Origin of the sequence: Streptomyces sp. CA-210063 (assembly GCF_024612015.1) — a bacterium.
Lineage (GTDB): Bacteria > Actinomycetota > Actinomycetes > Streptomycetales > Streptomycetaceae > Streptomyces.
Genome location: NZ_CP102512.1, coordinates 2,523,089 through 2,534,622, shown reverse-complemented (window position 1 = coordinate 2,534,622; position 11,534 = coordinate 2,523,089). Strand labels below are relative to the sequence as shown.

8 protein-coding genes and 2 pseudogenes are annotated in these 11,534 nt (G+C 66.5%); 8 read left to right on the top strand and 2 right to left on the bottom strand.

Translation table 11 applies throughout. The annotated features are described in order from the left end of the window. From JIX56_RS10955 to JIX56_RS10940, 4 genes and pseudogenes are all read left to right on the top strand, one after another. Positions 1–1,329, top strand: a complete 1,329-nt coding sequence (locus JIX56_RS10955; RefSeq protein ID WP_257539689.1) for a class I SAM-dependent RNA methyltransferase — start codon at positions 1–3, stop codon at positions 1,327–1,329. 224 nt (positions 1,330–1,553) lie between these two features. Further along, complete coding sequence (locus tag JIX56_RS10950; RefSeq protein ID WP_257539687.1) at positions 1,554–1,799, top strand: hypothetical protein; 246 nt, start codon at positions 1,554–1,556, stop codon at positions 1,797–1,799. Then, positions 1,796–2,692 (top strand): KAP family NTPase, encoded by an 897-nt coding sequence (locus JIX56_RS10945; RefSeq protein WP_257539686.1) that lies wholly within the window; start codon positions 1,796–1,798, stop codon positions 2,690–2,692. The genes JIX56_RS10950 and JIX56_RS10945 overlap by 4 nt, the downstream gene beginning before the upstream one ends. Positions 2,693–2,742: 50 nt before the next feature. After that, positions 2,743–3,591, top strand: a pseudogene (locus JIX56_RS10940) (IS630 family transposase); the annotation flags it as partial. Between the two features lie 35 nt (positions 3,592–3,626). Here the strand turns inward: JIX56_RS10940 and JIX56_RS10935 are convergent. Both JIX56_RS10935 and JIX56_RS10930 read right to left on the bottom strand, forming a co-directional pair. Next, entirely contained in the window at positions 3,627–4,478 is an 852-nt protein-coding gene (locus JIX56_RS10935) for an ABC transporter permease (protein ID WP_257539684.1), read from the bottom strand. After that, on the bottom strand, positions 4,478–5,446 hold the full coding sequence (locus JIX56_RS10930; RefSeq protein ID WP_257539682.1) for an ABC transporter ATP-binding protein: 969 nt from the start codon (positions 5,444–5,446) through the stop codon (positions 4,478–4,480). The genes JIX56_RS10935 and JIX56_RS10930 overlap by 1 nt, the downstream gene beginning before the upstream one ends. Before the next feature lie 297 nt (positions 5,447–5,743). Here JIX56_RS10930 and JIX56_RS10925 point away from each other — a divergent pair, with 297 nt between their 5' ends. From JIX56_RS10925 to JIX56_RS10910, 4 genes and pseudogenes are all read left to right on the top strand, one after another. Further along, a complete protein-coding gene (locus tag JIX56_RS10925) occupies positions 5,744–6,400 on the top strand; it encodes a class I SAM-dependent methyltransferase (protein WP_257539680.1) in 657 nt (218 codons plus the stop codon). Positions 6,401–6,414: 14 nt separating this feature from the next. Continuing rightward, positions 6,415–6,769: pseudogene (locus JIX56_RS10920) on the top strand (NF041680 family putative transposase); the annotation flags it as partial. A 158-nt stretch (positions 6,770–6,927) separates the two neighbouring features. Further along, positions 6,928–7,095, top strand: coding sequence for a hypothetical protein (locus JIX56_RS10915; RefSeq protein ID WP_257539678.1), 168 nt, complete (start codon positions 6,928–6,930; stop codon positions 7,093–7,095). A 1,178-nt stretch (positions 7,096–8,273) separates the two neighbouring features. Further along, positions 8,274–11,072, top strand: a complete 2,799-nt coding sequence (locus JIX56_RS10910) for a tetratricopeptide repeat protein (RefSeq protein WP_257539677.1) — start codon at positions 8,274–8,276, stop codon at positions 11,070–11,072. The last annotated feature ends 462 nt before the right edge of the window (positions 11,073–11,534 follow it).

Here is an 11,534-nt window from a genome sequence, read left to right as displayed (position 1 = left end):
ATGCAGGCAGAACCCAAGAAATCGCTGGTGGGGGAGGAGTACGAGGTCGAGGTCGGCCCCGTCGCCCACGGCGGCCACTGCATCGCGCGTACGTCCGAGGGCCAGGTCCTCTTCGTACGGCACGCGCTGCCCGGCGAGCGTGTCGTGGCGCGGGTGACGGACGGCGAGGAGGGCGCGCGCTTCCTGCGGGCGGACGCGGTCTCGGTCCTGTCGGCCTCCAAGGACCGCGTCGAGGCCCCCTGCCCCTACGCCGGGCCCGGCCGCTGCGGCGGCTGCGACTGGCAGCACGCCAAGCCGGGCGCGCAGCGCCGTTTCAAGGGCGAGGTCATCGCCGAGCAGCTGGAGCGTCTCGCGGGCCTCACGCCCGAGGAGGCCGGCTGGGACGGCACGGTGATGCCGGCCGAGGGCGACAAGCTGCCGCCGGGCGAGGTACCGGCGTGGCGTACGCGGGTGCAGTACGCGGTGGACGACCAGGGCCGGGCCGGGCTGCGCAAGCACCGCTCGCACGAGGTGGAGCCGATCGACCACTGCATGATCGCGGCGCCCGGCGTGAGCGAACTGGGCATCGAGAAGCGCGACTGGACGGGCATGGCGTCGATCGACGCGATCGCTGCGACGGGGTCGCAGGACCGTCAGGTGATCCTGGAGCCCCGACCGGGTGCGCGGCTGCCGATCGTGGAGCTGGACAAGCCGGTGTCGGTGATGCGGGTCGAGGAGAAGGACGGGGGCGTGCACCGCGTCCACGGGCGCCCCTTCGTCCGCGAGCGCGCGGACGACCGTACGTACCGCGTGGGCAGCGGCGGCTTCTGGCAGGTCCACCCGAAGGCCGCGGACACCCTCGTCAAGGCGGTCATGCAGGGCCTGCTCCCGCGCAAGGGCGACATGGCGCTGGACCTGTACTGCGGGGTGGGACTGTTCGCGGGCGCCCTCGCCGACCGCGTCGGCGACAAGGGTGCCGTCCTCGGCATCGAGTCCGGCAAGCGCGCGGTCGAGGACGCCCGGCACAACCTCGCCGACTTCGACCGCGTCCGCATCGAACAGGGCAAGGTCGACGCGGTGCTTCCGCGCACCGGCATCACCGAGGTCGACCTGATCGTCCTCGACCCACCGCGCGCCGGCGCCGGCCGGAAGACCGTCCAGCACATGTCGTCCCTGGGGGCACGCCGCATCGCCTACGTGGCCTGCGACCCGGCCGCGCTGGCCCGTGACCTGGGGTACTTCCGGGAGGGCGGGTATCGGGTGCGGATGCTGCGGGCGTTCGATCTGTTTCCGATGACGCATCATGTGGAGTGCGTTGCCATCCTTGAACCGGCGGCGAAGGGCTCCTGACCAGCGGTTTTACGCGTGCGCATTATGTGCGGTGTGGGCGTTACGGGCGATATCTTGACGCTGAAATGACGCTCGTGACGCTCATTTGACGCTCGTTCTGATGAAGTGTCAGGCGTGTTGCTGGGCTGGTCAAGCCGCGTGAATCGGCGTGGGCGCAGAGGCCCGGCCGGGGAAAAAGTTCCGTTGGGCGGTCGGGAGATAGCCGCGGCGGCATCATGGCGGGGGTGGATTACAACCTCAGCGGGCTGAGCACCCGGGAGTTCGAGCACGTGTCGCAGGCCCTGGCCCAGGAGATCCTGGGGTCGGGCGTCTCCGCCTTCGGGGACGGCAAGGATGGCGGGCGTGAGGCAACGTTCGAGGGGCGGGTGCCCTATCCGAGCGAGCTTGAGGCATGGGACGGCTACGGGGGGAAGCCGAGAGTTGGTTGCGGGAAGGGCATCGCGAGGCAGCGGGTGACCCTGATGTGGTGATCCCTGTATGGGTGGATGCGGGCAAGGCCGTACCGGATCTGCTGGATGCCGTCACGCGCGCGGGCGGCGAGCCGGCGAGTGGACTCGGACGTATCGTGATCGACGATCTCGATAGGCTCTCGCCTGAGCAGGTTGCACAGCTCCTGTACGAGGCCAGGCTCCTGCTGGCCGCCCACCCGACCGCCCGGATTCTCGCCACGTGCAGACCTGGAATCGAGCTGGGCAGGGCTGTGGTGCACGAGGTTGAGGCGATGATGGAGCATGTGCGGACATCCGTGCGGTACACCCATCAAGTTGCGGGCTACACCTACGACTCGGCGGACATCCGGTGGTTGCACTCCCAGTTGGCCGGTGTTATCGACGAGGTGCTGCGCAGACCGTACGGCGAACCGGATCAGGAAATCCCGCGGCGTGGACGGATGTGGCAAGGGTATTCCCCGTTGCTGACGCTGAGGATCACCAGGCAGATTCTGAGGGACGCCCTCATCGGCTACCGACAGCTGGTCGAACTGAACTTCCCGTCCCTCGCCCCTGCGCTGGGCCTGTACAGCGCCCTGCCCGTGAGCGCCGAGGGCATGGTGGTCATGCCGGAGGACGACACGGACGGGTCGCACAGCGGCTTGATCCATACCCTCCGTCCCAAGGCCGCAGGGCGCCGCAATGACCCACCTGAGGTGGACCTGGACCTGTGGACCGAGCCGGGGTTCGGCCCCACCTCCCCGTTCCCCGGTGGGCCGGTAGATTCCCAGACGAACTTCCATCGGCCGTACTACGTAGATCGCGAACTGTCCACGGGTTCATCCCGCCCGGCGACTGAGCTTGCCTATGAGTGGCTCGTCCGTGACTTGAAGGCGGTTGGTTGGCTGGGGGCGAACGTCCAGCTCTCTGTATGAAGGTGTCGTTAAGGCGTCAGAGACGGCGATCGGCCAGGCACGGCACTCGCGACGAGGACTTCGTCATCCAGACAGCCACCACCCGCCCCACCAAGCTCGGCCAGCCCTTCACCCGCTGGTCGATCCGCAAACTCGCCGCCTACCTGCGCCGCGTGCACGGACGCGTCATCCGCATCGGCCGGGAATCCTTACGGCGCCTGCTGCTTCGCAATGGGATAACGTTCCAACGCACCAAGACATGGAAAGAGTCACCCGACCCCGAGCGCGATGCCAAGCTCGACCGCATCGAGCATGTGCTGGAACGCTTTCCGGACCGGGTCTTTGGCTTCGACGAGTTCGGGCCCCTCGGGATCCGGCCCACCGCCGGCTCCTGCTGGGCGAGGCAGGGCAAGCCCGACCGGCTTCTGGCGACCTTCCGCCGCACCCACGGCGTGACCTACTTCCACGGTTGCTACTCCCTCGGCGACGACACCCTGGGGGGTGTCAACCGCCGTCGCAAGGGCACTGCCAACACTCTGGCTGCGTTGAAGTCGATCCGTGCCGCCCGACCCGACGGCGCCCCGGTCTACATCATTCTGGACACCCTCTCCGCCTACACCGGAGCGGACATCCGCCGCTGGGCGAAGAAGAACAAGGTCGAGCTGTCCTTCACCCCGGCCTACGCCTCCTGGGCCAACCCGATCGAGGCCCATTTCGGCCCGCTGCGGCAGTTCACCCTGGCCAACTCCAACCATCCGAACCACACGGTGCAGACCCGGGTCTTGCACCACTACCTGCGCTGGCGCAACGCGAACGCCCGCCACCCCGAGGTGCTCGCCGCCCAGCGCAAGGAACGCGCCCGCATCCGCAGCGAGAAGGGCATCCGCTGGGGCGGACGCCCTCTGCCCAAGGCGGCCTGACCAGGAGCCGGGCCGACATCCCCGGCGGCACATCACTAACCGACCCGCTGCATCGCCTTCCGGTGCCGTTCCGCCATCGCGGCCCCGGACTCGCGGCGGGCCATCCTGCGCAGGACGGATGGTGCGAGGAGCAGCCCGGCGACCGTCCAGGCACCCAGCACGCCCGCTGTCTCCAGGTGCCGCCAGGAATCGCCGATCTCGGCGGCGACCGCATCGGCCGGCAGCAGCGCTGAGCGGAGACCAAGGCCGAGCCAGTACACGGGGAAGATCTGCCCGACAGTCTGCAGCCACTCGGGCAGCTTCGACAGGGGAAAGTAGATCCCGGAGATCACGACGAGTCCCATCACCGGAAGCATCAGCAACCCGACGGTGCGCGGACTGCCGACGAGTGAGCCGATGACAGCGCCCATCGGCAGGGTGGCCAGGAGACCCAGCGGCACCACCCACACCAGCGTCAGCAACGCTTCGCCGCCCTGCCGGGCAACCCCGTCCACCAGGAACACGCCAACGGCAAAGGGGAGTGCCATGGAGGCGAGAGCCGTACCCGACACCATGATGATCTTGCCGACCAGGTGGCCGACCATGCCGTGGGGCACGGCCTTGGCCCGCAGCAGGGTGCCGTCCTCGCGCTCGGTCGCGAGCAGCTGCGCCGTGGTCATCATCCCCGTGAACGCGAGCGTCATCCCCAGCATGCTCGGCAGCATGAACGCGCCGGCCGAGATGCCGGCGCCCTTCAGCGGATCGTCCCTGACCAAGAACAGCGGCACGATGAGCAGAACCGTCCAGAGCACGTAACCGAACACGTCCTGGCCGGTGGTGAAAGTCTGCCGAAGTTCCGTCCAGCCGCGCCGCACCCCAACTACCGCCGCGTACCACACCGGACTCATCACGATCCCTCCCCGAAAGCCTGCACCGCCCGCTCATCGGGAAGGCTCCCCGCCTCAAACTCCCGCACCATCGTCAGGTAGGTGTCCTCCAAGCTCACCCGGCGCACCTCCAGCCCCCCGATCGCCTCGCCGTGCTCCTCAAACAGCCGACGAACGAACCGGGTGGGCTCGGCCGTCGCCTCCTCGAAGGGCCGCCCGTCCCGCGTCCAGCGCACAGTGGCCTCGGCCGATGCCTGCCGCGACAGCTCCTCGGCCGAGCCATCGGCCACGATCCGGCCACCGGCCAGAATGAGGATCCGGTCGGCGAGCCTCTCCGCCTCCGCAAGGTCGTGCGTGGTCAGCAGAACAGTGGTGTTCTCGTCCGCCAGCCCGCGTACCAGGCCGTGGAACTCGTTCCTCGCCTCCGGGTCCAGACCCGCCGTCGGCTCGTCCAAAAACAGCACCTCGGGTCTGCCTACGATGCCGACGGCCACGTCGAAACGCCTGCGCTGCCCGCCGGACAGAGTTCCGACCCGCTTGTCCGCGTGCTCGGTCAGCCCCACTGCGGCGAGGAGTTCGTCAACGTCCCACGGCCGCCGCACGAGGGCGGTGGAGTACGGCGCGTAGTACGAGCCAAGATGGGCCAGCAGTTCCCGCACCCGCCACTTGCCGTGGTCACGCCAGGACTGCAACACGATGCCCAGGCGCGCACGCCACCGCTCGTCCCCGTCGGCCGGATCGGCGCCGAGGACGGTCACGTCACCGGCCGAGCGCATCCGGAAGCCTTCCAAAACCTCAATCGTGGTCGTCTTGCCCGCGCCGTTCGGGCCGAGCAGCAGGACAACTTCGCCTCGCCGGGCCGTGAAGCCGACCCCCTTCAATACGTCCTGGCTGCGGTAGCGCATCCGCAGATCCCGTACGTCGATGACCGTGTCGCTCTCTGGCGGTGGGTTGCTCCCAACCCCGGATAAGGAGTGAGCGGTCGTCATCGGTGTTCCCCGTCCGTCTCGTGGTCCGTCCTCTGGGATCAGGGGCCGGAGGCCGTGCCGACGTCCGTGGTCATGAGACGTGTCTACGGCTGTGGCTGCCGTTGCCACCTGGCAGCAGCGGTTCGGGCCCTCCCGGACGAACACATTACCGAACGGTTAAGTGAGTGCTCTTCAACTCGTCTCCGTGGGCTGCTTCCGGCGTAGGGCACTGCCGGGCGGCGGGGCCCTACCGGGGAGCGGTAGGTCTTTGTTCTGGAACGGGGTGTGCGTGCTGCCAGGACTTGATGGACTGAGGGGATGAAGATCCTTTCGCCTCGTGTCCTGCGGGCTCTTGAGCGGTTTAATGCCGCCTATCCCTGGGATCACAACGCCCACTACCACCGCTGGATCTTGCGGCAGCTGCCGAAACGCTTCGATCGCGCTGTGGACATCGGCTCCGGCAGTGGTGACCTTGCAAGGCTCCTGGCCCGACGCGCCGTTGCCGTGACGGCAGTCGATGCCGATCCGGTGATCACGGTCCAGGCTCAGGAACTGACTCCTTCATCGCTTCCTGTGACCTTCACCGTCGCGGATGCAGTAGCCGAGTTCCCTGCCGGCACGTACGACGTCATCACGTGTGTCGCCACGGTCCATCATTTGCCGTTCGCCGAGGCACTCGCCTGTTTCCGCAATCATCTGGCGCCGGGAGGGACCTTGGTGATCGTCGGCTTGTCCCGAGCCCAGACCCCTGTGGACCATTTGCTTGGCGTCCTCGCCATTCCAGCCAACGCCGCTATCGGCTGGCTGAAGAACAAAGGCCGCTCCTCACCGCGGCCCGCATCCATGACGGCCCCTACTCGCACAGCAGACATGGCCTTTGACGACGTCGTCCGTGAAACCGGGACCCTCCTCCCCGGCGCACGCCTGCGACGGCAGCTGTTCTGGCGCTATACGCTCGTATGGTGTCAACCCTGAGTGGCCTGGGGCTTCTTCGACCACCCGTCAGCCCTGCGGACTGTTGGACGTGGCTCGTCATCACCGCCCACACCCAACTCCGGCTCGCCCGGCCGCGCGTGAAGGACCTGCGGCACCCCTGGGAGAAACCAGCCCCGCTCGAACGGCTCACCCCAGCCCGGCGTCCGACGCGGCTTCAGAAACCTCCGCACAAAGGCGGCTTTACCTGCCAGTGCACCCAAACCGCGCCGCCCTGCCCCGGCCGACCGCCGGGTTCGAAGAACCGGCCCCGCCACCCGTCATGACGTTGGCAGAGCCCTCGCAACAGGCCAGCCCTACCAGCGGCCCGCCCACCACAAGGTCGGCACCAAACCCCGGCGAACAGGTTAAGGTGAAGCTGATCTTGTCGCTTAACGTCCAACCTCGAACGTGATCGGCTGGTCCGGCATCGGCGGCACTGACATCATGCTGCATGCCGCTCGCACCGGTGTGGACGAGCTGTCCATCCCTGTGGCGCTTTCCACCGCCCACCTCTCAGGAGAGCTCTGGTGAAGAAGAAGAGCATGACGTCCGGCACACCGCTCGTCATCGGCAGCCTGATCGCCGCCGGCAGCATTGTCCAGGACAACTACGGCGGCGCCGTCTTCGCCGTCGTGACCTGTGCGGTCATCTCGCTTGTCCTGCACGTCAGGTCCAGCCGCACCCAGGGGCGTTGAGTGCGGTACTCGATACTCCAGAACCCCGCCGCTCGTAGCTGACGATCGCGGCCACGCCTTGGTCTCCTGGTGAGACCTTCACGAAGCCCTCCCGGGAGCGTGTTCAACCCCCGGACGCCTACCTCACCCGGCTTACGCACGAGTCGGGCTCTGGCCTCTCCCGCCATCCACAGTGAGGTTAAGACTCAAGCTCAAGTATCTCATCCTGTTCCACCGACCTGGCGAACGTTCCCGGTCAGAGCACTAGGCGATCAGCCCGTGTTGTCGTGTAGAGCGTTCGAACTCGCCGAGCATGACACGGGATTGACCATTCGCAAGTTGGCAACGGAGCTGGCCAGGACTTATCAGGCTGCGTGGTTGTGGAGGACTCATCCTATGGAGTGCGTTGCCATCACTTGAACCGGTAGCAAAGGGCTCTTGACCTGCGGTTTGTGCATGCGGATTATGTGCAGTGTCGGCGTTGCGGGCGACATCTTTACGCTGAAATGACGCTCGTTCTGATGGGGCGTCAGGCGCCTTGGGGTGCTGGTCAGGTCGCCTGCAGTGGCGGGGAAAGGGATGGCTCGTCAGTGAAAACGGCCCCGGCGTTGACGGGTGGATCGCACCTACTGGAGGGCGAACCGGCCAGATCGGCACGGCGTGCAACATGCTGGTTCGGGCGAGCGGCAGCCGCGTGGTGACAGAGGTCTGTCGGCCCGGACTGAACATGGTGGCGTGTCGCCGCTGGCGTTTCCGGGGCTGCGACAGATTGCCGTGGCGAACCGGCTGGCCCACGCGTCGTGGACGTGCTGCCGCGAGCGTCTCGCGCAACACGTCGACGAGCCTTTCGCGCAGGCTCTTCGCGTCGTCCCGGGCCCGGCGAGCCATGTCCTCGGTGCGCGTCAATGCGTCACGCCGGGACGGTCCGCAGGCCGATGTGCGACAGGTCGGCCGCGCCCTGTGCGATCGGGCCGTTGGAGAGGGCACATCGAGGTTGCGGCAGCACCAGTCTGAGTAGAGTGCTGATGATGACTCAACGATGAGGTGGGCGGGGACGTGACGGATCTCGACACGGCGAGTCAGGTAGACGGAATCACGCAGGCAATCACCGCGCGGCTGGGCCCGAGGGCGTCCGTATACGCCCCTTCTTGCGGCTGCGTGGTGGTCACCAGTGACAAGGGGGCTGGGGTCGGGGGATCGTGAGCCCGGAGTATCGGCGCCGGCCTGAAGCGGTGCCGTCTTCTTCGAAGGGCGCGCTGGAGATACCGGTGACCGCCTCGGGACAGCGTGCGGTCGCCGCAGGCGGGGATATAGGCCAAGCAGTCACCGGTGATGGCGCCTTGGGGATACAGGTCGAGCACGCGGTCCTGTTGCCGAAGGAAGCGTTCACACCGTCGGCATCTGTGGTGTGTCCGCCAGGGGTGACGAACTTGCCGGAGATCCCGGGTCTGTTCGTTGGACGTCAGTGGGAGCTAAACCTGCTGGATCGTGCCCTGGGGCACGTCGGCGGGGTCGTGGTGCATGCGGTGCATGGTCTCGGAGGGATCGGAAAGTCGACTCTCGCGGCGCACTGGGCCTGGAGCCGGATGGCCGACCACAATCCGGTGTGGTGGATCAGCGCTGATACTCCTGCCGCCCTCGACGCCGGCCTGGCGGCCCTCGCCACAGCACTTCAGCCGGCCTTGGCCCAGGCCCTGTCCCAGGAGGCGTTACGCGAGCGGTCCCTGCAATGGCTTTCAACTCACGAGGGATGGCTACTGGTTCTGGACAACGTGACCGACGCAGCACACGTCAAGCCTGTGCTGGCGCGGGGCGGCGGCGGTCGGTTCCTGATCACCAGCAGACGGGCCACTGGCTGGCACGGCAGCGCAACCCCTCTGGCCTTGAACGTCCTTGACCATGCCGAGGCCGTCGAGCTGTTCACCGGCATCTTCGCGTACGACCAGCCTCGGGATCTCGACGGCGTTGATGAGGTGTGCACCACGCTGGGGTGCCTGCCCTTGGCCGTGGAACAGGCCGCTGCCTTCTGCGCCGAGACCGGCACATCCCCACGTGGCTACTTGGAACTGCTGGAGCACTATCCGGCAGACGTGTACGCGAGTGTCGCCGAGGGTGGTGACGTAGCACGAACCATCGCCCGGATCTGGCATCTGTCATTGGACTGCATGGTCGACGATCCGCTCGCCGGGCAGATCCTGCGGATCCTGGCCTGGTATGCCGCGGACGCCATTCCCCGTTCTCTTCTGACTCCGCTGGCTCCTGCTCCGACCTTGCTCCGCGCCCTCGGGCGGCTTGCTGCGCACAGCATGATCACTATCCACAGTGACACAGCAGATCTCAGCGTTCACCGCCTCGTCCAGGCTGTCGCCCGTACCCCCGAACCAGCAGATCCTCATCGCCGTCCCGAAGACATTGCAGATGCTCGTATCCGCGCCACTATCGCGCTTGCCGAGGCGCTTCCTACTGACACCGCGGGTGATCCGGCCTCATGGCCCGCTTGGGAGATCTTACTCCCGCATGTCGACGCGCTTATCGACCGCACGCCTCCCGGCGCCGAGAGCACGGACCTCGTTCGGATCCTCAGCCAGACCGGTCAGTTCCTTCTCCGTAAGGGATCGATCAGTCGTGCTACGGCCCGCATCCAGCGGGCTGTAGAGATGTTCGAGCAGGCCGCGGATGGGGACCGACACAGTGCCCTCGCTGCCCGGAACAACCTGGCCCAGGCTTACCAATTGGCGGGAAACACGAGGAAAGCAATCCCGTTGTGCGAGCAACTGCTTGCCGACAGCGCACGGGAGTTGGGCGAGGATCACCCCGACACCCTGACCGCCCAGCACAATCTCGCCCACGCCTACCTGTTGGCGGGAAATTCGAGGCGGGCAATCTCGATATGCGAGCGCACTCTCGCCGACCGAATTCGGATTTCGGGTGAGGATCACCCCGAGACCATCATCGCGCGCGGCAACCTTGCCGCTGCGTACCGAGAGGCTGGGGAGCCGAGACGGGCGATCCCCCTTCTCGAATGCGCCCTGACCGGTGCTCTTCGTGTCCTGGGAAAGGAGCATCTCAATACCCTCAGTATCCGGAACGCGCTAGCTGCGGCTCATCACGCTGCAGGGAACGTGTGGCAGGCAATCCCCTTGTATGAGGAAGGCTTGGAAACCAGCGTTCGAGTTCTCGGTGACGATCACCCAGACACCCTGACCGCCCAGAACAACCTCGCCTACGCCTATGCGGCGGCAGGCGACGTACAACGGTCGATCTCGCTATACGAGCAGACCCTCACCGACAGCATTCGAGTCAGTGGCGAGGACCACCCCAGCACGCTGACCACACGCACCAACCTCGCCACCGCCTATCAACTGGCAGGCGATCTCGAACGCGCGATCCGCATGCACAGGCGGACCCTGGAAGGGTACGCACGAGCCCTGAGCGAGGACCATCCCGCAGCACTCAACGCTCGAAGCAACCTTGCGGTGGCCTACCGGTTGGCCGGAGACCCGGAGCAGGCAGTCCCGTTATGCGAGCGCACCCTCGCTGACAGCATTCGGGTACTGGGTGAGGATCACCCCCGAACAATCACATTGCGTAACAATCTTGCTGCCGCCTACCGACTGGCGGGCGACATGAAGCGGGCCATCCCGCTGTGGGAACGTGCCCTCGCCGACCATGTAAGGATCTCGGGCGAGGAACACCCCGACTCTCTGATTGCGCGGGACAATGTGGCCAGCGCATACGCATCCGCAGGCGAGCCGAAGCGGGCGATCCCTTTGCACAGACGGAGCGTGGCGGGATGGGGTCGCACCTTAGGCAAGGACCATCCGAACACCCTGACCGCACGGAACAACCTTGCCTACGCCTATCGGCTGGCGGGCGACCTGAAAAGGGCAATTCCGATCTATGTGCAGGCCCTTGGCGACTCCACCCGGGTCTTGGGAAAGAGCCACCCGCTGACCCGGATGATCCGAGAAAACCTCAATGCTGCCAGGCGAGGCTGACCACAGGGCGCCTCTACGTAGATGCCCCGTGCCCTTGCCCATGGAGCATCTGATTTGCACCCTCCGCTTCAGACGGGGCCACGTGCCGGTCGCGGACATGGCCCCGGGGCCGACGTTCCCAGACGGGTCGAGAGGTGAGCGTCTCAGGAGATGCTTGACTTTGCCCGGCTGTCCACGTACCTGGAGATGACCTTGACCTCCTTGATCAGGACCGGGTTCTCCATTGCTTGACGGCGACCCGGCGGTTTGATCCAGCGCGCACCCCCGGCTGACAGGCGCACTGGCCCGGCTCCACACCTGCCCTCCTGCCACGACGTACGTCGTGGTAGCTCGTAGGCAACAATCCCAAGGTGCGCGAGAGGCGGCGAGAACTGATCAAGCAATCCCAAGGACCGGAGCCTCTCGCTAACCCGAGGTGTTCGCGACGGCTCAACGGCGCAGGGTGGTGCAGTGAGTTCAGAC